Source organism: Halomonas sp. KM072, assembly GCF_050710315.1.
Taxonomy (GTDB): domain Bacteria; phylum Pseudomonadota; class Gammaproteobacteria; order Pseudomonadales; family Halomonadaceae; genus Vreelandella; species Vreelandella hamiltonii.
In genome coordinates this window covers 3,720,368-3,741,281 of sequence record NZ_CP136132.1, presented here as the reverse complement: position 1 = coordinate 3,741,281, position 20,914 = coordinate 3,720,368, and the positions used below count along the sequence as shown (strand labels likewise).

19 protein-coding genes are annotated in these 20,914 nt (G+C 60.1%); 4 read left to right on the top strand and 15 right to left on the bottom strand.

Features of this window, described 5'->3' with window-relative positions; all coding sequences use genetic code 11:
• Window positions 1–44: 44 nt before the first annotated feature.
• From glmM to rlmE, 4 genes are all read right to left on the bottom strand, one after another.
• Window positions 45–1,409 carry a phosphoglucosamine mutase gene (glmM, locus tag RVM26_RS17810; RefSeq protein WP_498939959.1) on the bottom strand — a complete coding sequence of 455 codons (1,365 nt, stop codon included), beginning with the start codon at window positions 1,407–1,409 and terminating at the stop codon, window positions 45–47.
• A gap of 1 nt (window position 1,410) precedes the next feature.
• Entirely contained in the window at window positions 1,411–2,322 is a 912-nt protein-coding gene (gene folP, locus RVM26_RS17805; RefSeq protein WP_498939957.1) for a dihydropteroate synthase, read from the bottom strand.
• Window positions 2,323–2,422: 100 nt separating this feature from the next.
• Window positions 2,423–4,417 carry an ATP-dependent metallopeptidase FtsH/Yme1/Tma family protein gene (gene ftsH / locus RVM26_RS17800; RefSeq protein WP_498939955.1) on the bottom strand — a complete coding sequence of 665 codons (1,995 nt, stop codon included), beginning with the start codon at window positions 4,415–4,417 and terminating at the stop codon, window positions 2,423–2,425.
• A 213-nt stretch (window positions 4,418–4,630) separates the two neighbouring features.
• Window positions 4,631–5,278 carry an RlmE family RNA methyltransferase gene (gene rlmE / locus RVM26_RS17795; protein ID WP_498939953.1) on the bottom strand — a complete coding sequence of 216 codons (648 nt, stop codon included), beginning with the start codon at window positions 5,276–5,278 and terminating at the stop codon, window positions 4,631–4,633.
• Window positions 5,279–5,392: 114 nt separating this feature from the next.
• Between rlmE and yhbY the strand changes: the two genes are divergently transcribed.
• Complete coding sequence (gene yhbY / locus RVM26_RS17790) at window positions 5,393–5,719, top strand: ribosome assembly RNA-binding protein YhbY (RefSeq protein ID WP_287806458.1); 327 nt, start codon at window positions 5,393–5,395, stop codon at window positions 5,717–5,719.
• Between the two features lie 129 nt (window positions 5,720–5,848).
• On the opposite strand, the gene greA is transcribed toward yhbY, so the two are convergent.
• From greA to grpE, 8 genes are all read right to left on the bottom strand, one after another.
• Window positions 5,849–6,325, bottom strand: a complete 477-nt coding sequence (greA, locus tag RVM26_RS17785; RefSeq protein WP_039181387.1) for a transcription elongation factor GreA — start codon at window positions 6,323–6,325, stop codon at window positions 5,849–5,851.
• Window positions 6,322–9,552 (bottom strand): carbamoyl phosphate synthase large subunit, encoded by a 3,231-nt coding sequence (gene carB, locus RVM26_RS17780; protein WP_498939950.1) that lies wholly within the window; start codon window positions 9,550–9,552, stop codon window positions 6,322–6,324. Before carB ends, greA begins: the two co-directional genes overlap by 4 nt.
• Window positions 9,553–9,627: 75 nt before the next feature.
• Window positions 9,628–10,773 carry a glutamine-hydrolyzing carbamoyl-phosphate synthase small subunit gene (gene carA / locus RVM26_RS17775; RefSeq protein WP_026001950.1) on the bottom strand — a complete coding sequence of 382 codons (1,146 nt, stop codon included), beginning with the start codon at window positions 10,771–10,773 and terminating at the stop codon, window positions 9,628–9,630.
• A gap of 387 nt (window positions 10,774–11,160) precedes the next feature.
• Window positions 11,161–11,967, bottom strand: coding sequence for a 4-hydroxy-tetrahydrodipicolinate reductase (dapB, locus tag RVM26_RS17770; RefSeq protein WP_287806454.1), 807 nt, complete (start codon window positions 11,965–11,967; stop codon window positions 11,161–11,163).
• 114 nt (window positions 11,968–12,081) lie between these two features.
• A complete protein-coding gene (locus RVM26_RS17765) occupies window positions 12,082–12,363 on the bottom strand; it encodes a DUF2218 domain-containing protein (RefSeq protein WP_044629464.1) in 282 nt (93 codons plus the stop codon).
• A 188-nt stretch (window positions 12,364–12,551) separates the two neighbouring features.
• Window positions 12,552–13,706, bottom strand: coding sequence for a molecular chaperone DnaJ (gene dnaJ / locus RVM26_RS17760; protein ID WP_498939948.1), 1,155 nt, complete (start codon window positions 13,704–13,706; stop codon window positions 12,552–12,554).
• Between the two features lie 109 nt (window positions 13,707–13,815).
• Window positions 13,816–15,747 carry an Hsp70 family protein gene (gene dnaK, locus RVM26_RS17755; RefSeq protein WP_498939946.1) on the bottom strand — a complete coding sequence of 644 codons (1,932 nt, stop codon included), beginning with the start codon at window positions 15,745–15,747 and terminating at the stop codon, window positions 13,816–13,818.
• A gap of 152 nt (window positions 15,748–15,899) precedes the next feature.
• Window positions 15,900–16,529, bottom strand: a complete 630-nt coding sequence (gene grpE, locus RVM26_RS17750) for a nucleotide exchange factor GrpE (RefSeq protein WP_287808368.1) — start codon at window positions 16,527–16,529, stop codon at window positions 15,900–15,902.
• A 199-nt stretch (window positions 16,530–16,728) separates the two neighbouring features.
• Here grpE and recN point away from each other — a divergent pair, with 199 nt between their 5' ends.
• Complete coding sequence (recN, locus tag RVM26_RS17745) at window positions 16,729–18,402, top strand: DNA repair protein RecN (RefSeq protein ID WP_287808369.1); 1,674 nt, start codon at window positions 16,729–16,731, stop codon at window positions 18,400–18,402.
• A 150-nt stretch (window positions 18,403–18,552) separates the two neighbouring features.
• On the opposite strand, the gene fur is transcribed toward recN, so the two are convergent.
• Window positions 18,553–19,005, bottom strand: coding sequence for a ferric iron uptake transcriptional regulator (gene fur / locus RVM26_RS17740; protein ID WP_016915905.1), 453 nt, complete (start codon window positions 19,003–19,005; stop codon window positions 18,553–18,555).
• 72 nt (window positions 19,006–19,077) lie between these two features.
• Here fur and RVM26_RS17735 point away from each other — a divergent pair, with 72 nt between their 5' ends.
• A complete protein-coding gene (locus RVM26_RS17735) occupies window positions 19,078–19,545 on the top strand; it encodes an outer membrane protein assembly factor BamE (protein ID WP_287808370.1) in 468 nt (155 codons plus the stop codon).
• 3 nt (window positions 19,546–19,548) lie between these two features.
• On the opposite strand, the gene RVM26_RS17730 is transcribed toward RVM26_RS17735, so the two are convergent.
• Window positions 19,549–19,860, bottom strand: a complete 312-nt coding sequence (locus RVM26_RS17730) for an RnfH family protein (protein ID WP_287808371.1) — start codon at window positions 19,858–19,860, stop codon at window positions 19,549–19,551.
• Window positions 19,850–20,284, bottom strand: a complete 435-nt coding sequence (locus RVM26_RS17725; RefSeq protein WP_039181434.1) for a type II toxin-antitoxin system RatA family toxin — start codon at window positions 20,282–20,284, stop codon at window positions 19,850–19,852. The genes RVM26_RS17730 and RVM26_RS17725 overlap by 11 nt, the downstream gene beginning before the upstream one ends.
• Window positions 20,285–20,411: 127 nt before the next feature.
• Here RVM26_RS17725 and smpB point away from each other — a divergent pair, with 127 nt between their 5' ends.
• On the top strand, window positions 20,412–20,903 hold the full coding sequence (gene smpB / locus RVM26_RS17720) for an SsrA-binding protein SmpB (protein WP_287808372.1): 492 nt from the start codon (window positions 20,412–20,414) through the stop codon (window positions 20,901–20,903).
• The last annotated feature ends 11 nt before the right edge of the window (window positions 20,904–20,914 follow it).

Here is a 20,914-nt window from a genome sequence, read left to right as displayed (position 1 = left end):
ATAGGAGCCGCCTTGTCAAGACAACCGCTGTGACGCGTCCTGCGTTATTTGCTGGCGTCGTCACCGAGCAGCGCCTGGACCTCTTGGGCCAGCCGATTGGCCAGGCGGTCGACATCCAGATGGGCACGGCCTTCTACCATGACCCGAATCAGTGGTTCCGTCCCCGAGGCGCGCAGCAGCACGCGCCCCTGGTCGCCCAACTCGGTTTCCAGCGCCGCCACGGCTTCCTGCAAGGGCGGAGCTGCCATTACCTGGCGAGCATCGGAGCCTGCCGGTAGCCGCACGTTGACCAGCGACTGAGGGACTTTTTCGAGCCCCTTGAGCAGGGCAGGCAGCGGCTTCTGCTCGCGAACCATCAATGCCAGCACCTGCAGCGCGGACACGATGCCGTCGCCGGTGCTCTGCACATGGCCACACACGATATGCCCCGAAGCCTCGCCCCCCAGCTCCCAGCCGTTGGCAGCCATCATCTCCATGACGAAGCGGTCGCCCACCTTGGCACGCTGGAAAGGAATACCCAGCCGCTCCAGCGCCATGGCCAGCCCAAAATTGCTCATCAGGGTGCCCACCACGCCACCGTCCAGCAGGCCACGCTCGAAACGGTCACGGGCGATCAGGTAAAGGATGTCATCGCCATCCACTTCTCGGCCATCGGCATCCACCAGCAGCACGCGGTCGCCGTCGCCATCGAAGGCCACGCCCAGATCGGCCCCTTGCTGAATGACCGCGGCACGTAGCGCAGCGGGATGGGTGGAACCCACCTGTTGGTTGATATTCAATCCGTCGGGAGACGCCCCAATCACGCTGACATCGGCCCCCAGCTCGCGGAATACGCTGGGGGCGATATGGTAAGTAGCCCCATGGGCGCAATCCAGCACCACTTTCAGGCCATGCAGGCTCAACCTGTCCGGCAGCGTGGATTTACAAAATTCGATATAGCGGCCCGCCGCATCGTCGATACGCGTCGCCTTGCCCAGCTGCGCGGCCTCGGCCGTTGTCAGCGGCGCTTCCAGCATGGCTTCGATACGGTCTTCGATCTCATCGGGCAACTTCTTGCCTTCGGCAGAGAAAAACTTGATGCCGTTGTCATCGAAGGGGTTGTGCGAGGCCGAAATGACGATCCCGGCATCCGCGCGAAAAGTGCGCGTCAGGTAGGCAATACCCGGCGTGGGCATCGGCCCCAGCAGCGACACGTCCACCCCGGCGGCAGACAGCCCCGCCTCCAGCGCCGATTCGAACATATAGCCGGAAATGCGCGTATCCTTGCCGATCAATACCCGGGTGCGGCCTTTTTCGCGACGCAACACCTGCCCGACGGCCCAGCCCAGCTTGAGCATGAAATCAGCCGTAATCGGCGCTTGCCCTACCGTGCCACGAATTCCGTCGGTACCAAAATAACGACGCGTCATATCAAGACTCCTTCTTCACGAGCGGCTCACAGCCTTCTTGCAGCACGGCCCAGGCCATATTCACGGCATCCACCGTGGGCCCTACGTCGTGCACCCGAATCACTTTGGCTCCGCGCTCCACCGCCATGGCGGCCAGCGCCAGCCCTCCTGCCAGGCGCTCTTCCACAGGGCGGCCCAGCACCTTACCAATCATGCTCTTGCGCGACATGCCCACCAGCAGCGGCAAACCCAGCTCATTCAGCGAGGCCATATGCTTCAACAGTTGCAGGTTGTGCTCGACGGTTTTGCCAAAGCCAAAACCGGGGTCCAGCAGCAGCCGATGACGACGCAGCCCCACCGCTTCGCAGGCCGCGATCCGCTCCGCCAGGTAGGCCGCCACGGCCTGCTCTACCGGCACATCGTAGCCAGGCGAGTGCTGCATATCCTGCGGCTCACCCTGGCGATGCATCAGACATACCGGCAGGCCACTGCCGGCCGCCGCCATCAGAGCGCCATCGCGCTCCAGGGCACGCACATCGTTGATCATGCCCGCTCCCAGCGCGCTCACCTCACGCATGATCAGGGCGCTGCTGGTGTCCACCGACACCAGCGCATCCAGCTCACGCACCAGCGCCTCCACCACCGGAGCCACCCGGTCCAGCTCCTGCTGTTCGGTGACCGGCGTAGCACCTGGGCGGGTCGACTCTCCCCCCACATCGATCATCGCCGCTCCTTCCGCCAGCATGCGCTCGGCATGGCGCAGCGCATCATCGAGGGCAACATGCTGCCCACCGTCGGAAAACGAGTCTGGGGTGACGTTCAATATGCCCATCACCCGGGGAAACGAGAGATCGAGCGAATGGCGACCGCAGCGCAGATGAAAGGCATCTTCTGGGGCGTGCGGAGCCAAGATAGGGTCAACGTTCGGGTTCATGTTGCCGCCTGAAATCAAAAAAAATTCACTGTCATTGATCACAGGATAACAAAAAGGCGCCCCGCTGGGGCGCCTTTGCTGGCTGGTGTGATGGCTTGGCTCAAGACCCCGCCGAACCACCCAACGGGTCCGAAGGGCGACGACGCGGCTCGTCATCGTCTTCTTCGCTATCGCCTTCCGAGGCGGCTTCAGGCTCTTCTGGTTTCGCTTCCGGCTTGTCGCCACCTACCGGAGAGCCGCCACCCGAAGAGTCGCCGTCACCCCAGCCTTCCGGCGGGCGGGGGTCACGCCCTTCCATGATGTCTTTCAGCTGATGCGCATCGATGGTCTCGTACTTCATCAGCGCTTCGGCCATGGCATCCAGCTTGTCGCGGTTGTCATGCAAAATCTGGCGCGCCTGCTCGTAGCACGAGTCGATGATCTTGCGCACTTCCTTATCGAGGCGCGTGGTGGTTTCGCCGGACTTCAGCTTGCCGCCACCCTGGCCCGGGCCACCGAGGAACTGATGAGACTCATCCTCGTCGTACATGATCGGGCCCATTTCGTCCGAAAGCCCCCACTTGGCCACCATGTTATGGGCCAGCTCCGTGGCGCGCTTGATGTCGTTGGAAGCACCAGTGGTGACACCGTTGGGCCCAAGCGTCATCTCTTCGGCAATACGGCCACCAAACAGCGAGCAGATCTGGCTGATAATTTGCTGGCGCGACAGGCTGTAGCGATCCTCTTCCGGCAGGAACATCGTCACACCCAGCGCACGGCCACGAGGAATAATCGTGACCTTGTACACCGGGTCGTGCTCAGGCATGACCAAGCCAATGATCGCGTGGCCTGCTTCGTGATAAGCGGTATTGAGCTTTTCTTTGTCGGTCATGACCATGGATTTGCGCTCGGCGCCCATCATGATCTTGTCCTTGGCCAGTTCCAGCTCTTCCATGCCTACCAGGCGCTTGTTACGACGCGCCGCAAACAGGGCAGCCTCGTTCACCAGGTTGGCCAGGTCGGCACCGGAGAAACCAGGCGTACCACGGGCAATCAGCTGCGGCTTCACGTCATCGGCCAGCGGCACCTTGCGCAGGTGAACGCCCAGAATGTGCTCACGGCCACGGATATCCGGCAAGCCCACGGTTACCTGACGGTCGAAGCGGCCCGGGCGCAGCAGCGCGGGGTCGAGTACGTCCGGACGGTTGGTGGCCGCAATCACGATGATGCCTTCGTTGGCCTCGAAGCCGTCCATCTCGACCAGCAGCTGGTTCAGCGTCTGCTCGCGCTCATCGTTACCGCCGCCCATGCCGGTGCCGCGCGAGCGACCCACGGCATCGATCTCGTCGATGAAGATGATGCAGGGCGCCTGCTTCTTGGCCTGCTCGAACATGTCGCGCACGCGAGACGCACCCACGCCCACGAACATTTCGACGAAGTCGGAACCCGAGATGGAGAAGAACGGTACCTTGGCCTCACCGGCAATGGACTTGGCCAGCAGCGTCTTGCCGGTACCGGGAGGACCGACCATCAGCACGCCACGGGGAATGGTGCCTCCCAGGCGCTGGAATTTGGTGGGGTCGCGCAGGAAGTCGACCAGCTCTTCCACCTCTTCCTTGGCCTCGTCACAGCCCGCCACGTCAGCAAAGGTGGTCTTGATCTGGTCTTGCGAGAGCAGCTTGGCCTTCGACTTGCCGAAGCTCATCGGGCCACCCTTGCCGCCACCGGCACCGCCTTGCATCTGGCGCATGAAGAACATGAAGATCGCCAGGATCAGCAGGATCGGGAAACTGGCAATCAGCAGCCGCGTCCAGATGCTTTGCTGTTCAGGCTCCTTGCCGACCACCGTGACATTGTTGCTCAGCAGGTCGTCGATCAGCTTGGGATCTTCTGCGGCAGGGCGGATGGTCTGGAACTGCGAACCATCGGTCCGCTCACCGGTGATGGTATACCCATCGATGGTGACGCTGCGGATCTGCTGATTTTGCACCTGCTGCACAAACTGGGAGTAGTTGGTGCTTTGCGGCGCGCTTTCCGTACTGAAATTGTTGAACACTGTCAGCAGAACGGCCGCGATGACCAACCACAGAATCAGGTTCTTCGCCATATCGTTCAAGGGGCTACCCTCATTACAAGAATCCGTCAGTTAACCGTTAATACTCAGACCTTACACTAGAGTTTAACGTTCAACCATTGCCAAAGCGCATAACGCCCTGGGCCATCTGTGTCACGCTCGTCCAATGTGCATAATGTGACACACCTTACGCCTGCCTGTCTGGCAATCGTGGTGATAAATCGTCGCTATCGTGGCCATGCACGCGGTCACTCGCTAACCGCGAAAGCCTTCGGCCAGAAAATAGACTTCTCGTGAACGGGCCCGTGAAGCATCCGGCTTACGGGTCACTACGCGCTGAAAGCTGCCGCGCAGCTCCTTCAAATAGGTGTCGAAGCCCTCCCCCTGAAACACTTTGACCAGAAAACGCCCCTTGGGCGAGAGCGTTTCACGCGCCAGCTCCAGAGCAAGCTCGACAAGGTACATGGCCTGCGGCTGGTCGATGGCGGCCATACCACTCATATTGGGGGCCATGTCGGACATAACAAGGTCTACCGGTCGATTTCCCAACCGCTCGAGAATCGCATTGAGTACACGCTCTTCGGTAAAGTCGCCCTGAATGAAGTCGACCCCTGCCAGGGCGTCCAACTCCAGAATGTCGGAGGCGATCACGACACCTTCCGGACCAACCTTCTCAGCGGCGATCTGACTCCACCCGCCGGGCGCTGCACCCAGGTCGATCACCGTCATGCCATTGCGAAACAGCTTGTCCTTCTCATCCAGCTCCAGCAGCTTGTAGCTTGCCCGAGAGCGATAGCCATCCTGCCAGCTCTGTTTCACGTACTGGTCGTCGAAATGTTCTTTCTTCCAGTTGTTGCTGGTTTTGCTCACTGAATGTTTACGGCTTGGAGGCTTTTGCTGCATAGGGGCATCTGACGCTGGAATAAGAGATGGGCGCATTGACGGGATTGCTTTCACTTGGCGGCATTTCACCGTAAGATGGAACGTTAAGCGCTAACCGGGATACCGCAAGATACCATGAGCTTGTCACAGGCACAAAAGAAAGCATTTCGTAGCATTGGCCACCATTTGAACCCCGTGGTCACCGTTTCTGAGAACGGCGTCTCCGAAAACCTGCTCGCAGAACTCAGCCGCGCGCTCAACGACCACGAGCTGATCAAAGTGAAGCTCGCCCTGCCCGAGCGGGAGGATCGCGCCGCGATGATCAACGAGTTGCTGGCTGACAGCAAGGCCGAGCTGGTGCAAACCATCGGCAAGATGGCGCTGCTGTACCGTCGCAACCCCAAGGCCAACCCCAAGCTCTCCAACGTGACCCGCTTCGAGAACCACCACGGGCGGCACTGACGCAGGACCGTTTGGCTGAGCGGACGCTTGGCTGAACGGATCTGGCGCCCATCATAAAACAGCACCAGACGAAAAGGCCCGGTACAGAAAACTGCACCGGGCCTTTTTCATGGCGCTAGCGGAACGTGATCAAAGGTGCTCGACGCTCTCGATTTCGTACTCCACGTCGCCACCGGGGGTTTTCACCACCACCACGTCGCCCTCTTCCTTGCCGATCAGCGCGCGGGCAATGGGCGATGTCACGGAAATACGCCCGGCCTTGATGTCCGCTTCGTCTTCACCCACGATGCGGTACGTCACGCTGGCGTCGCTGTCCAGGTTCAGCAGTGACACGGTGACGCCAAAGATCACCTTGCCGGTTTTCGGCAGCTTGGTGACATCAATCACCTGGGCGCCAGAGAGCTTGCTCTCGATTTCCTGAATACGGCCTTCAATAAACCCCTGTTGTTCACGGGCGGCGTGGTACTCGGCGTTCTCCTTGAGATCGCCGTGTTCACGCGCTTCGGCGATGGCGGCAATCACCTGAGGGCGAGCTTCGCTCTTCAGATGGTTGAGCTCATCGCGAAGGCTCTTCTCTCCCGCCACCGTCATCGGGACCTTGTTCATTGCGTTGCTCCTGCGTGCAGATCCTGAAGGCGCCGCACCGTAATCTCCCTACCGTACTCCAGCGCCATGCAAACAGCATTAGCACCCGCCAAGGTGGTCGCATAGGGCACCTTGCGCGCGAGAGCAGTACGGCGAATGATCGAAGAGTCGTTGATTGCCTGACGACCTTCGGTGGTATTCACGATGTAGGCGATTTCGTCGTTCTTCAGCAGATCGACGATATGGGGACGGCCTTCATTGACTTTATTGACGTGCTCCACGGGCAGCCCGGCGGCTTCGAGGGCCGCAGCGGTACCGCGTGTTGCACATAGCGTGAAGCCCAATGTTAGCAGAGAACGGGCCACTTCGATAATCCCCTGCTTATCAGGCTCACGCACCGACAGGAACGCTTTACGGTCGCCATCCAGCGCCGGAATCGCCTCACCCGCGCCCAGCTGCGCCTTGAAGAAGGCTTCGGCAAAGGTGTCACCTGAGCCCATCACCTCGCCGGTGGACTTCATTTCCGGCGAGAGGATCGGGTCCACGCCCTGGAACTTGTTGAACGGGAAAACGGCTTCCTTGACGCTATAGAAGTGCGGCACGATTTCACGCTCGAAGCCCTGTTCCGCCAGGGTCTTGCCTGCCATGCAGCGGGCGGCAATCTGCGCCAGCGAAGTGCCGATGCACTTGGAAACAAACGGCACGGTACGCGAAGCACGAGGGTTGACCTCGATCACGTAGATCTCGCCATCCTGCCAGGCCAGCTGCACGTTCATCAGGCCTTTTACGCCCAGCTCCACGGCCATTTTCTTGACCTGCGCGCGCATCTCGTCCTGCACGTCGGCGGGCAGCGAGTAGGGTGGCAGCGCACAGGCAGAGTCGCCAGAGTGAACGCCTGCCTGCTCGACGTGCTGCATGATGCCGCCGATGACCACCTGATGACCATCGGAGACCGCGTCGATGTCCACTTCCACTGCCGCGCTGAGGAAGTGATCCAGCAGTACCGGCGAGTCGTTGGAGACCTTGACCGCGTTGGTCATGTAGTTTTCGAGCTCGGAGGCATCGTAGACGATCTCCATGGCACGGCCACCTAGTACGTAGCTGGGGCGCACGACCAGCGGGTAGCCGATCTTCTCGGCCTTGGTGAAAGCTTCTTCGAAGCTGCGGGCCGTGGCGTTGGGCGGCTGCTTCAGGCCGAGCTTGTCGATCATCACCTGGAAGCGCTCGCGGTCTTCAGCACGGTCGATGGCGTCCGGCGTGGTACCGATGATCGGCACGCCTGCGGCTTCCAGCTCGCGAGCCAGCTTCAGCGGGGTTTGGCCACCGAACTGGACGATGACGCCCGCCGGCTTCTCCTTGTCGGCGATTTCCAGCACGTCTTCCAGCGTCACCGGCTCGAAGTAGAGACGTTCGGAGGTATCGTAGTCGGTGGAGACGGTTTCCGGGTTGCAGTTGACCATGATGGTTTCATAGCCGTCGTCGCGCATGGCGAAGGCGGCGTGCACACAGCAGTAGTCGAACTCGATACCCTGACCGATACGGTTCGGGCCACCGCCCAGCACCATGATCTTCTGGCGATCCGACACGTCCGCTTCGCACTCCTCTTCATAGGTGGAGTACATGTAGGCGGTATCGGAAGCAAACTCGGCGGCACAGGTGTCCACGCGTTTGTAGACTGGGCGAATGCCTGCTGCCTGACGCGTCTTGCGGAACTCCTTCTCGGAGACGCCCAGCAGCTTCGCCAGCCGCGCATCGGAGAAGCCCTTGCGCTTGAGCTGGAACAGCTCACGCGCCGAGAACTCTGCCAGGGCGCGCTTGGACACGGCGGCTTCGGTGAGAATCAGGTCTTCCATTTGCACCAGGAACCAGCGGTCGATGTTGGTCAGCGCAAAGATCTCATCCACGCTCATGCCCGCACGCATGGCGTCGGCGACGAAGAAGATGCGCTCGGCACCCGCTGCCTGCAGCTCGCCCTTGATCTGGGCCATGGCTTCGTCGGTGAACTCGGTGATGATCGGGTCGAGGCCGTCATTGCCGGTTTCCATGCCGCGCAGCGCTTTCTGCAGCGACTCCTGGAAGGTACGGCCAATCGCCATCACTTCACCCACCGACTTCATCTGGGTGGTCAGGCGGTCGTTCGCTTGGGGGAATTTCTCGAACGTAAAGCGCGGAATTTTGGTCACGACATAGTCGATGGACGGCTCAAACGACGCCGGGGTCTGGCCGCCGGTGATATCGTTCTGCAGCTCGTCCAGGGTGTAACCCACCGCCAGCTTGGCAGCGATCTTGGCAATCGGGAAACCGGTAGCCTTGGACGCCAGCGCCGAGGAGCGCGACACCCGCGGGTTCATCTCGATCACCACCATGCGACCGGTTTTCGGGTCCATACCGAACTGCACGTTCGACCCCCCGGTTTCCACGCCGATCTCGCGCAGCACGGCCAGAGAGGCGTCGCGCATGATCTGGTACTCTTTATCGGTCAGCGTCTGGGCAGGCGCGACGGTAATCGAGTCGCCGGTGTGTACGCCCATGGGGTCGAAGTTTTCGATGGCGCAAACGATAATGCAGTTATCGTTTTTGTCGCGCACCACTTCCATTTCGTACTCTTTCCAACCCAGCAGCGACTCATCAATCAGCAGCTCGTGATTGTTGGAAAGCTCGAACCCACGGGTACAGATCTCTTCGAACTCTTCCTTGTTGTACGCCACACCGCCGCCGGAGCCGCCCATGGTGTAGGAAGGACGAATGATGGTCGGGAAGCCCAGCTCCGCCTGAATCTCCCAGGCCTCGTCCATGGTGTGCGCCACTTTGGCCTTGGGGCACTCCAGGCCAATGCGCTTCATGGCTTGGTCGAACAGGTCGCGGTCTTCCGCCATATTAATGGCGTCGGCGTTGGCGCCGATCATCTCAACACTGTACTTAGCAAGTACGCCATGTTTTTCAAGATCCAGCGCGCAGTTCAGCGCGGTTTGGCCGCCCATGGTGGGGAGAATGGCGTCCGGGCGCTCGACTTCGATAATTTTCTCAACGGCCTGCCAGGTGATCGGCTCGATGTAGGTGGCATCGGCCATGGCCGGGTCGGTCATGATGGTGGCCGGGTTGGAGTTCACCAGAATGACCCGGTAGCCCTCCTCGCGCAGCGCTTTACAGGCCTGGGCGCCGGAGTAGTCGAATTCGCAGGCCTGGCCGATGACGATCGGACCAGCGCCAATGATAAGAATGCTGTTGATATCGGTACGCTTAGGCATAACGGTTCCCGCAAAAAGTGGTGACGATGAGCATCGAGGCGACGTAACTGGGCAATGAGCGGCAGCGCGGCTGACTTAGCGGCGCGCCTGCATCATCGCGATGAAGCGATCGAACAGCGGCGCTACATCGCGCGGGCCGGGGCTGGCTTCCGGGTGCCCCTGGAAGCTGAAAGCCGGGCGGTCGGTGCGCTCGATTCCCTGCAAGGTGCCGTCGAACAGCGAACGGTGCGTGGCGCGCACATTGCTGGGCAGGGAGGCTTCATCGGCGGCAAAGCCATGGTTCTGGCTGGTGATCATCACCGTGCCGGTGTCCAGGTCTTGAACCGGGTGGTTGGCGCCGTGGTGGCCGTGGCCCATCTTGACGGTTTTCGCGCCAGAGGCCAGTGCCAGCAGCTGGTGACCCAGGCAGATACCAAACACCGGGGTGTCGGTTTCCAGCACTTCCTGGATCGCCTTGATGGCGTAATCGCAGGGCTCGGGGTCGCCGGGGCCGTTGGCCAGGAAGACGCCGTCCGGGTTCATGGCCAGCACGTCTGCCGCAGGGGTTTGCGCAGGCACCACCGTCAAGCGGCAGCCACGAGCCGCCAGCATGCGCAGGATGTTGAATTTCACGCCGTAATCGAAGGCCACCACATGGTAGGGGCGCTCACCTTGACTGGCATCCGCGTAACCTTCGCCCAGGGTCCACTCGCCTTCCGACCACTCATAGGCCTCCTTGCAGGAGACTTCTTTCGCCAGGTCCATGCCCTTCAGGCCCGGAAACGCCTTCGCCGCCGCCAGCGCACGCTCGACGGCATCATCACCTTCGGCCTCGGCACCTGCCAGAATCGCCCCGTTCTGGGCGCCCTTGTCACGCAGAATGCGCGTCAGGCGGCGGGTGTCGATATCGGCAATGCCCAGCACGTTCTGGCTGACCAGATAATCGGAAAGGCTCTGTTCGGAACGGAAGCTGCTGGCCAGCAGGGGGAGATCGCGAATCACCAGGCCCGCCGCCGCAATGGACGCGGACTCGATGTCTTCGGAATTGATGCCGGTATTGCCGATATGCGGGTAGGTCAGGGTGACGATCTGGCGGGTATAAGAGGGGTCGGTGAGAATTTCCTGATAGCCGGTCATGGCTGTATTGAACACCACCTCACCGCTCGTGATTCCCTCCGCGCCGATGGCCGTTCCATGAAACACACTGCCATCTTCCAGGGCCAATATCGCGGGTTTGCTCAATGCGGGGTTATTCAAAACACGTTCTCCCATGCTGGTGGGAGCCTGTGGGCGCAGGCTCGGCGATCCGGTTACGGCGTTTGCGTACAAACGTCGGGTCGTAAAAAAGCGGGACGAAGCCGACAATAAAAAAATCGGTTTCATCCCGCTTGTTGTTCTCTTTCCGTGGCCTTCATAACGGTGTTGGCCATGGCGCAGCATGTCGCTGACTACTTTTCCCACTTGACGACCAGTGCAACAAGCGCGGTGCTCTTTCGACAGCTTGGTGCTTGACTGTCGATATGGTGCTGCTTTTTGCAGCCACTGGGCCAAAATTTTTGGAATGTTACAGCATTTAGCGCCCCAGGGCCAGCGTTTTATGCCGACCCTGGTCTAACAAAAGCCCACGGCTCAGCTCAGCGCCAGCACGTCCTGCATGTCATAACGGCCATGCGGCTGAGCGGCCACCCAGCGCGCCGCCCGCACAGCCCCTTTGGCGAAGGTCATGCGGCTGGACGCCTTGTGGGTGATTTCGATGCGCTCGCCTTCGGTGGCGAACATCACCGTGTGCTCACCGACGATATCGCCTGCCCGCACGGTAGCAAAACCGATCTCTTTATCGGTACGCGGGCCGCACTGCCCCACACGTTCGAAAACGCCGTGCTCCTTCAAGGTGCGCCCCAGGCTCTCCGCCACCACTTCGCCCATCTTGATGGCCGTTCCGGACGGCGCATCGACCTTATGGCGGTGGTGAGACTCGATCACTTCGATGTCGTAGCCTTCGTCGCCCAACGCCTTGGCCGCCGTTTCCAGCAGTTTCAGGGTCAGATTCACGCCGACGCTCATGTTGGGTGCAAATACCATCGCCACGCGGTCGCGGTAGCTGTCCAGCTCGGCCAGCTCGTCATCGTTCATGCCGGTCGTGCCGATCACGATGCGCTTGCCGTGCTCGGCACAAAACGCCAGGTTCGCCAGCGTCACCTTGGGCGCCGTGAAGTCGATCAGCACGTCGAAGTCGTCCACGATGGCCGCCAACGAGTCCACCGCCACCACTCCCCGTTTGCCTACGCCTGCCAGCTCGCCGATATCCGCCCCTGCCAGCGAACTGCCCGGCTCGACGATTCCCCCGGCCAGTTCGGCACCGGCATCCTGTTCTATGGCGTTGACTAACGTGCGGCCCATACGGCCAGCTACGCCCACAATGGCAATTCGGGTCATGGGAACTCCTGTGCGTGTGCCGTTCGGCATCAGCGAGAAACAAAAAAGGTGGCCGCGATTATAGCAGACCACCCTTAGCGATGCGGCGCTAACGGCAGCGCCCTTCATGCACTTTCAATTCTCCCAGACAATCTCCAGCGACTCGTCTTTCGCCATACGCATTAGATGGCTCTCGACCACGCCCTCTAGCTGATCCAAGTGCTCTTCTTCCAGGGTTTCGATGGAGACCAGCAGCCGATCAGGTTCGGCGTGCATCAGGCAAGTACCGCTGGCAAACACGATCTTGGCGTCCTGCTCACTGTGCTCCACCTCAAGCTTATGCGCCCAATGTTTACACAGGCGATTGATCAACCGCGCGCCGGATGGGGTGGCAATTTCTGCTCGGGATAAAGGCATAGAGATCTCTCCATATAGGTGGCGGGTGAGTACCCACTAGCCTAATCCCCACCGCGATAAGAGCCAAGCGTTGAATGAGAATTCGTTGCAACGGTGCAGCCACCTAGCTACATGCAACAAAAAACCAGCACCCAATGGATGCTGGTTTTTAGCGTTGCTACACAAACTGCATGAAATAGATAAAGACCTTACGGCTTCATCTCTTCAAAGAACTTCTTCACGCTATCGAAGAAGCCGGTCTTCTTCGGTGAGTGGCTGTGGCTGTTGCTGCCATCGAAGCTCTCTTGCAGCTGGCGAAGCAGGTCTTTCTGCTCGTCGTTGAGGTTGACGGGCGTTTCCAGCACTACCTTGCACAGCAGGTCGCCGGGGGCGCCGCCACGAACGGGCTTCACGCCTTTGCCGCGCAGGCGGAAGAGCTTGCCGGTTTGGGTTTCCGGCGGGATCTTCAGCTTCACGCGTCCATCCAGCGTCGGCACTTCCAGCTCGCCTCCCAGCGCGGCGTCCACGAAATTGATCGGCACGTCGCACTGCAGGTGTTTGCCGTCGCGGCGGAAGATATGGTGAGGCTTGATGGACACCTGTACGTACAGGTCGCCCGCTGGGCCGCCATTCACGCCGCTTTCGCCTTCGCCATTGAGGCGAATGCGATCACCGGTATCGACACCCGGCGGAATCTTCACCGAGAGAGTGCGGGTTTCGCGCACGCGGCCTTCGCCGTTACATTTGTGGCACGGCACTTTAATGTGCTGGCCACTGCCGTGACAGGTGGGGCAGGTTTGCTGAACGGCAAAGAAGCCCTGCTGCATACGTACCTGGCCGTGGCCATGGCAAGTGGGGCAAGTCTCTTTGGTGGAGCCCGGCTCGGCGCCACCACCATCACAGCGGTCACACTCGATATGGCGCGGGACGCGAATATCCACCGTGGTGCCCGCCACCGCGCTCTCTAGATCCAGCTCTAGGTTGTAGCGCAGGTCGGAACCGCGGGCGGGTGCGTTGGGCCCACGACGACGGCCACCGCCGCCACCGAAAATATCGCCAAACACATCGCCGAAGATGTCGCTGAAATCGCCAGCGCCACCGCCGCCGAAGCCACCACCGCCAAAGCCGCCGCCCTGGCCATCCACACCGGCGTGACCGAACTGGTCGTAGGCCGCGCGCTTCTCGCCATCGCTTAAGACTTCGTAGGCTTCCGACACTTCACGGAATTTTTCCGCTGCGGTGTTATCGTCCGGGTTTCGATCAGGGTGGAATTTTTGCGCCAGACGGCGATAGGCCTTTTTGATCTCTTTCTGATCGGCCCCTTTTTCGACACCCAGGACTTCGTAATAATCGCGTTTGGACATGGGTCCTACGCCTCCTGGTTAGCTACGCACTATAGGCGTCTCGGCCGCGGAAACAGCAACGCGGGAGTTGCCTCCCGCGTCACCGCTTTCCTTGGCAGAAAGAGGTGGGTTACTGCTTCTTCTTGTCGTCGTTGACTTCTTCGTACTCGGCGTCAACCACGTCATCGTCCTGCTTGGTGTTGGCTTCTTCAGCACCTTCACCACCCGCCTGGGCCGCTTCTGCCTGTTCGGCGTACATCTTTTGCGCCAGCTGACCGGAGACTTCGGTCAGCGCATCCAGTTTCTTCTGGATGTCGTCCTGGTCATCGGTTTTCACCGCTTCTTCCAGTTCGGCGATGGCGTTTTCGATGGCCTGTTTCTCGTCATCGGTGGCCTTATCGCCCGCTTCTTGAACGGTCTTACGGGTGGCGTGAATCATGCCGTCCGCTTGGTTACGCAGCTGCACCAGCGCTTCGAACTTTTTGTCTTCGTCCGCGTGGGCTTCGGCATCACGTACCATTTGCTCGATCTCTTCATCGGAGAGGCCGCTAGACGCCTTGATGACGATGGACTGCTCTTTGCCGGTCGCCTTGTCTTTGGCAGACACGTTCAGAATACCGTTGGCATCGAGGTCGAACGCCACTTCGATCTGCGGCACACCGCGCGGTGCCGGCGGAATGTCGGCGAGGTCGAAACGACCCAGCGACTTGTTCTGCGACACTTGCTTGCGCTCGCCCTGCACGACGTGAATGGTCACCGCCGTCTGGTTGTCATCCGCCGTCGAGAAGGTTTGAGTCTTCTTGGTGGGGATGGTGGTGTTCTTGTCGATCAGCGGCGTCATGACGCCACCCATGGTTTCGATACCCAGGGTCAACGGCGTCACGTCCAGCAGCAGAACGTCTTTCACGTCGCCGCCCAGTACGCCACCCTGAATCGCGGCACCTACGGCGACGGCTTCATCGGGGTTGACGTCTTTACGGGCTTCTTTACCGAAGAAGTCTGCCGCTTTCTTCTGAACCATCGGCATGCGGGTCTGACCGCCGACCAGGATCACTTCGTCGATTTCAGACGCGGACAGGCCAGCATCTTTCAGAGCCGTTTTGCATGGCTCGAGAGAGCGCTGCACCAGGTCTTCTACCAGCGACTCCAGCTTGGCACGGGTCACCTTGACGTTCAGGTGTTTCGGGCCTGTGTTGTCTGCCGTGATGTACGGCAGGTTGACGTCGGTCTGCTGAGCGCTGGAAAGCTCGATCTTGGCTTTCTCGGCGGCTTCTTTCAGACGCTGCATGGCCAGATTGTCACCAGACAAATCGATACCGCTGTCCGACTTGAACTGATCGACCAGATAGTTGATCAGCGCGAGGTCGAAATCTTCACCGCCCAGGAAGGTGTCACCGTTGGTGGCCAGTACTTCGAACTGGGTTTCACCATCGACATCGGCAACTTCGATGATGGAGATATCGAAGGTACCGCCGCCCAGGTCGTAGACCGCGATGGTCTTGTCACCACGAGACTTGTCCATGCCGTAGGCAAGCGCTGCGGCAGTCGGCTCGTTGATGATGCGCTTGACGTCCAGACCGGCAATACGGCCCGCATCTTTGGTGGCCTGACGCTGGCTGTCGTTGAAGTAGGCCGGCACGGTGATGACCGCTTCGGTCACCGGCTCGCCGAGGTAGTCTTCGGCGGTCTTCTTCATCTTTTTCAGGACTTCGGCGCTGACCTGCGGGGGAGCCATCTTCTTGCCTTTGACTTCTACCCACGCGTCACCGTTGTCGGCTTCGGCAATCTTGTACGGCACCATCTTGATGTCTTTTTGAACGACGTCGTCCTTGAAACGACGACCGATCAGACGCTTGATGGCGTAAAGGGTGTTTTCCGGGTTGGTCACGGCCTGACGCTTGGCGGCCTGGCCTACCAGGGTTTCACCATCGTCGGTGTAGGCAATGATGGAAGGCGTGGTACGACCGCCTTCGGCGTTTTCAATGACTTTAGCGCTGTCACCATCGAGCACGGCTACACAAGAGTTAGTGGTGCCCAGGTCGATACCAATAATGCGTCCCATAGCAAAAACCTCGAATTCGGTTGAAACAAAAAACTAGTGGTTTACGCCGTCAAAACTGTTTAAGGCGTTTGCGAGCATTCTCGCGAGTTGCCCTTTATTTGGGGGCCGCCTAGCGCATTTCAAGGGCTTTTTTTCTGCAATGCGTCATCCCATCAACCGGCTTTCTGGCTGACCACCACCATCGCGGGACGCACCAGGCGGCCATTCAGGGAGTAGCCCTTCTGCATGACGTCCATTACCGTGTTGGGCTCCAGCTCGGGATTCGGCACCATGGCCATGGCTTCATGCATCTGCGGGTCGAAGGGCTCGCCCTGAGGCTCGATGCTTTCGACGCCAAACTTGCTCAGCACGTCGAGCTGCATCTTGAGGGTCATGGAGACACCTTCGCGATGCGCCTCGGACGCATCGCCCTGCATGCTTTCCAGCGCTTTCTCCAGGCTATCCACGACGGGCAGCAGTTCCTTGACGAACTTCTCCAGCGCAAACTTGCGCGCCTTTTCGGCCTCTTGCTCCGCCCGGCGGCGAACATTCTGAGCTTCGGCAGCAGCCCGCAGCGCTTGGTCTTTGGCTTCCGCCAGGCTCTGCTCGAGTTCTTCTACCTGAGCGGCCAGCACGTCGGCTTCGGGGCTACCAGCGCTATCTTTCAGCGGTGCATCGTCATCGATCAGCCCTTCCAGTTCGCCTTCCACCAACCGCTCTTCGGCAGACTGGTCGGTGACCTCTGCTTCCTGCTCTTGGCGTGCCAGCTCATCTTCCAACGGGGTTTGCGGTTCTTTTGCCATGCCTTGCTCCTGAAATAAGTAATGGTGCCGGTGGCGGCCACCTGAGGTAAGTAGCGGGTGTTAACCACGTATGCAGCCTATATGGGGGCCATCAAAGCCATCTCAAGAGGGGCATTGAAGTGAGTTATCGACTACTGTATAAAACAACAATTATTGGATAAGTATCCAGCTTCTGTGCCGCACCGCCTCAGGAGGCCTTATGCTTACGCAGCTAGCGATCCAAGACTATGCGATCGTTGATCGTCTCGAACTCGACCTCACCCGTGGCATGACCGCCATTACGGGGGAAACCGGGGCGGGTAAATCCATTCTGCTGGGTGCTCTGGGGCTCTGCCTGGGCGAGCGCGCCGATGCGGGTAGCGTGCGCCACGGCTGCGAGCGAACCGACCTCTCCGCCCGTTTCGATATCCAGCACCTGCCCGCAGCAGCCGAGTGGCTCGACGCCCGCGAGCTGCCTGCCGATGAGTGTCTCTTGCGTCGCGTGGTTACTGCCAACGGGCGCTCCAAGGCGTGGATCAATGGCCACCCAGCGACCATTGCCGATTTGAAATCTCTGGGTGAACAGCTGATTCAGATTCATGGCCAGCATGCCCACCAAGCCTTGATGCGGGAAGAGACGCACTTGGCGCTACTGGATGACTACGCCGGGCTTCGCGAACGCAGCCAGCAGCTCGCCGAGACGTTCCGCGAGTGGCGCAGTGCCCGCCGTCGGCTGAAAAAACTCAGTGAAGAGGGCAGCGAAGTCGAGGCCAAACGCCAACTGCTGCGCTATCAAGTCGAGGAGCTGGACCAGTTGGGCCTTGCCGAAGGCGAGCTGCAAACCTTGGAAGAGGAGCAGCACACCCTGGCCCACGCCGAAGAGACCCTACGTGAAACCCAGTTTGCCGCCGACTGCTGCGAAAGCGATGAAGGGGGCGCGCTGTCGCTTCTCAACCAAGCCTACGCCCACTTGAGCGCGCTGCCCGGCAGCGACAAAGGCACGCTGGCCAATACGCTCACCATGTTGAGCGATGCCCGAATTCAAGTCGAAGAAGCCGCTAGCGAGCTGCACCGATTGGCCAGCACCACCGAACTGGACCCAGAGCGACTGGCGTGGGTCGAGGAGCGCATGGGCGACGTACACCGCATTGCCCGTAAACACCACGTCGCCCCCGAAGAGATTTGCGCGCTACATGCCCAACTCAAACAAGAGGTGGCGCAGCTCGAAGCCAGCGATGACGATCTAGAAACCCTCAGCAGTCAAGTGGCCGAGTACCGCGAGCGTTACCGCAGCGAAGCCAAACAGCTCACCGAAGCACGCCAAAAGGCCGCTGTTCGCTTGGGCAAAGAGGTGCAGCAGCAGTTGGCCTTCTTGGCCATGGGCAAAGCACGTTTCGACGTGGACGTCACCCCGCGCGAAACGCCTTCCCCCGAGGGCTTGGACCATGTGCAATTCCTGATCAGCGCCAACCCAGGCCAACCCGCCCGGCCGCTCACCAAAGTCGCTTCCGGCGGCGAGCTGTCGCGCATCAGCCTGGCCATTCAGGTGGTAGCGGCGTCGCATTCGACGATTCCGAGCTTGGTCTTCGATGAAGTGGACGTGGGTATTTCTGGGGCAACGGCGGAAATCGTCGGCCAACTGCTACGTAAACTAGGCGAAAACGGCCAGGTGATGACCGTGACCCACCTGCCGCAGGTGGCCGCCCAGGCGCACCAGCACCTGCACATCGAAAAGCGCGCCAAACGCGATACCACCTTGACCCACATGGCACTGCTGGACGAGCGAGGCCGCATCAGCGAGCTGGCCCGCATGCTGGGCGGGGTTACGCTTTCCGACCAGACCCTGGCCCATGCACGCGAGATGCTTCACGCCAGCCAGCGCCCTCCTCACTAAGCTCAACCAAACTCAACCAAGCCCACGCCAAGCCTTTGCCCTTCGCCGGGCGAAGGCAGCCCTTCGGCCATCACGCGACCTACAAAAACGCCCCTGAGGCGCCAGATGAACTGCTCTGGCACCCCAAGGGCGTTTTCATGTGGCAGCGGACTACTTGCGGTTCGTGGGGCCACTGTCCTGGCGCGTGACGTCCGACCCACGGGGGCGTACGTACAGCACCAGAGCGTGGTCCACTAGCTCGTAGCCGTGCTCTTCGGCGATCTCTTGCTGGCGACGCTCGATGATGTCATCGACGAACTCGATGATCTCACCGCTTTCCAGACACACCATATGGTCATGGTGGTCTTCTTGGGTCATCTCGAAGACCGCATGGCCACCGTCGAAATTGTGACGAATCACAAGGCCTGCCGACTCGAACTGAGTCAGCACGCGGTAGACGGTCGCCAGACCAACATCCTCGCCCGCATCAATCAGTGTTTTATACACTTCTTCTGCGCTAAGGTGGTGTTGGCCCGAAGCATTTTCGAGAATCTGCAGGATCTTGACGCGCGGCAGGGTCACTTTCAGCCCGGCTTTGCGTAGTTCATGGTTCTGATCGGCCATGGTTGCTCTTCGCAGTAACAGGTTAGGTCGGGTATCATCGACCGAAACCACGATAGTGAAGAACAGGCTCAAATGCAAAAATTGACTCGTATCATTACTCTTTCCGTTGCCCTGACCGTCGTTAGCGGCTGCAGTTACGTCGGCGTGTACAAGCGCGACATCCCCCAGGGCAACCTGATCACCCAGGAGATGGTCAGCCAGCTCCAGCCGGGCATGACCCAGGAACAGGTTACCTACGTGATGGGCAGGCCGCTGCTGGAAGCGCCCTTCGACGCCCGCCAGTGGGACTACGTGTACCGCCTGGACAAGGCATACGGGGGTGTCGAACAGCGCCGCGTCACGCTCACGTTCGATAATGCAGGCCGCTTGGTGAACGTCGAGCAGCAAGGTGATCTGTCCGGCGACCTGCCGATCAGCTCCGACCGTGGCATGGGCCCTGCCGTAGAGGGCGCCGAGCCCATGGACAGAACGCTGCCGACCCAACAGCCTCCCACCCCGGAGACCGCGCCAGAACCTCAGCCGGTGCCCATCAGCCAATAGCGGTCACTGGCCGCTGGCCTGACGTTTGGCCCGCTCCAGGCGGGCCGCTTTGGGGTCGATCTGCAGCGGCCGGTAGACTTCTACCCGGTCGCCTTCGCGCAGCGGCTCCTTATCGGGGTGGCGCAACGCCTTGCCGAAGATGCCCAGCGGCGCCTGCTCGAAGGTCTCGGCGGGCAGTTCCTGAAACAGGCTGGGCAGATCGGCCATGGCAACGGCTGCTCTGGCAGTGGTGCCACTGGGTACCTTCAGCGCGACGATGCGCTGCTTGTGAGGCAGCGCGAAGGCCACCTCGACGGCAACGTCATCAACGGCCATACAGTTCGTTGGCGCGCTTGGTGAAGGCATCGACCAGTTGCCCGGCAATCTGCTGGAACAGTTTGCCAAACGCCATGCTCAGCAACCGATTGGCGAACACGAACTCCATTTCCAGGCTGACCTTGCAAGCATCATCCCCCATGGGGATGAACAGCCAGCGGCCTTTGAGCTGCTTGAAGGGCCCTTTGACCAGCGAAAGCTCGATCCGCTCTGGTGCGTGCAGGTCGTTGCGCGTAGTGATGGTTTGCTCGACCCCCGCACGACCCAGAGTCATTTCTCCGACCAGGTGCTGATCGTCCTTTTCCAGCAGACGCGCGCGGCGGCATCCCGGCAGGAACTCGGGGTAGCGTTCGAAGTCATTGACCAAATCGAACATTTGTTGGGGGGTGTGCCGCACCAAGGCGGTACGATTAACGGTTGGCATTGACCTCTCCGCTGACTTCACAGTGCCCAAAGCGTATCATGGGAAACATTTTTTCAGACCTTGAATGGTATCACGCCTCCCCACATAACGAAGGGGGATGCTACTGACAGATCAACGGTGAGGTTCCATGGCCACTAAGAAAGGTAACAGTAAGGGCCCCGGCAGCAGTGTCATTGCCCAGAACAAGAAGGCACGATTTGAGTACCATATCGACGAAACCTTCGAAGCGGGTTTAGCGCTGGCTGGCTGGGAAGTGAAAAGCCTGCGTGCTGGTAAAGCGCAGCTCACCGACACCTACATTTTAATTCGCAACGGCGAAGCATACCTGCTGGGCAGCCATATCACGCCGCTGAACACGGCCAGCACCCACGAAATAGCCGACCCCACCCGCACCCGGAAACTGCTGTTGCACCGCAAGGAGATCGCCAAGATCTTTTCGGTCACCCAGGACAAGGGCCACACTTGTGTACCGCTCAAGCTGTACTGGAAGCGTAACAAGGTGAAGTGCGAGCTGGCGCTGGTGACGGGCAAGAAGATCCATGACAAGCGCGCCACCGAGAAGGACCGCGACTGGAATCGCCAGAAAGGTCGAATTATGCGGGAACATAACAAGGCATAACTGGTCAATTA

Bases quoted from the DNA above. Each gene is read 5' to 3' on its own strand.
- glmM (WP_498939959.1), bottom strand. From the start codon at position 1,409: ATGACGCGTCGTTATTTTGGTACCGACGGAATTCGTGGCACGGTAGGG.
- folP (WP_498939957.1), bottom strand. From the start codon at position 2,322: ATGAACCCGAACGTTGACCCTATCTTGGCTCCGCACGCCCCAGAAGAT.
- rlmE (WP_498939953.1), bottom strand. From the start codon at position 5,278: ATGCAGCAAAAGCCTCCAAGCCGTAAACATTCAGTGAGCAAAACCAGC.
- yhbY (WP_287806458.1), top strand. From the start codon at position 5,393: ATGAGCTTGTCACAGGCACAAAAGAAAGCATTTCGTAGCATTGGCCAC.
- greA (WP_039181387.1), bottom strand. From the start codon at position 6,325: ATGAACAAGGTCCCGATGACGGTGGCGGGAGAGAAGAGCCTTCGCGAT.
- carB (WP_498939950.1), bottom strand. From the start codon at position 9,552: ATGCCTAAGCGTACCGATATCAACAGCATTCTTATCATTGGCGCTGGT.
- dapB (WP_287806454.1), bottom strand. From the start codon at position 11,967: ATGACCCGAATTGCCATTGTGGGCGTAGCTGGCCGTATGGGCCGCACG.
- RVM26_RS17765 (WP_044629464.1), bottom strand. From the start codon at position 12,363: ATGCCTTTATCCCGAGCAGAAATTGCCACCCCATCCGGCGCGCGGTTG.
- dnaJ (WP_498939948.1), bottom strand. From the start codon at position 13,706: ATGTCCAAACGCGATTATTACGAAGTCCTGGGTGTCGAAAAAGGGGCC.
- dnaK (WP_498939946.1), bottom strand. From the start codon at position 15,747: ATGGGACGCATTATTGGTATCGACCTGGGCACCACTAACTCTTGTGTA.
- grpE (WP_287808368.1), bottom strand. From the start codon at position 16,529: ATGGCAAAAGAACCGCAAACCCCGTTGGAAGATGAGCTGGCACGCCAA.
- recN (WP_287808369.1), top strand. From the start codon at position 16,729: ATGCTTACGCAGCTAGCGATCCAAGACTATGCGATCGTTGATCGTCTC.
- fur (WP_016915905.1), bottom strand. From the start codon at position 19,005: ATGGCCGATCAGAACCATGAACTACGCAAAGCCGGGCTGAAAGTGACC.
- RVM26_RS17735 (WP_287808370.1), top strand. From the start codon at position 19,078: ATGCAAAAATTGACTCGTATCATTACTCTTTCCGTTGCCCTGACCGTC.
- RVM26_RS17730 (WP_287808371.1), bottom strand. From the start codon at position 19,860: ATGGCCGTTGATGACGTTGCCGTCGAGGTGGCCTTCGCGCTGCCTCAC.
- RVM26_RS17725 (WP_039181434.1), bottom strand. From the start codon at position 20,284: ATGCCAACCGTTAATCGTACCGCCTTGGTGCGGCACACCCCCCAACAA.
- smpB (WP_287808372.1), top strand. From the start codon at position 20,412: ATGGCCACTAAGAAAGGTAACAGTAAGGGCCCCGGCAGCAGTGTCATT.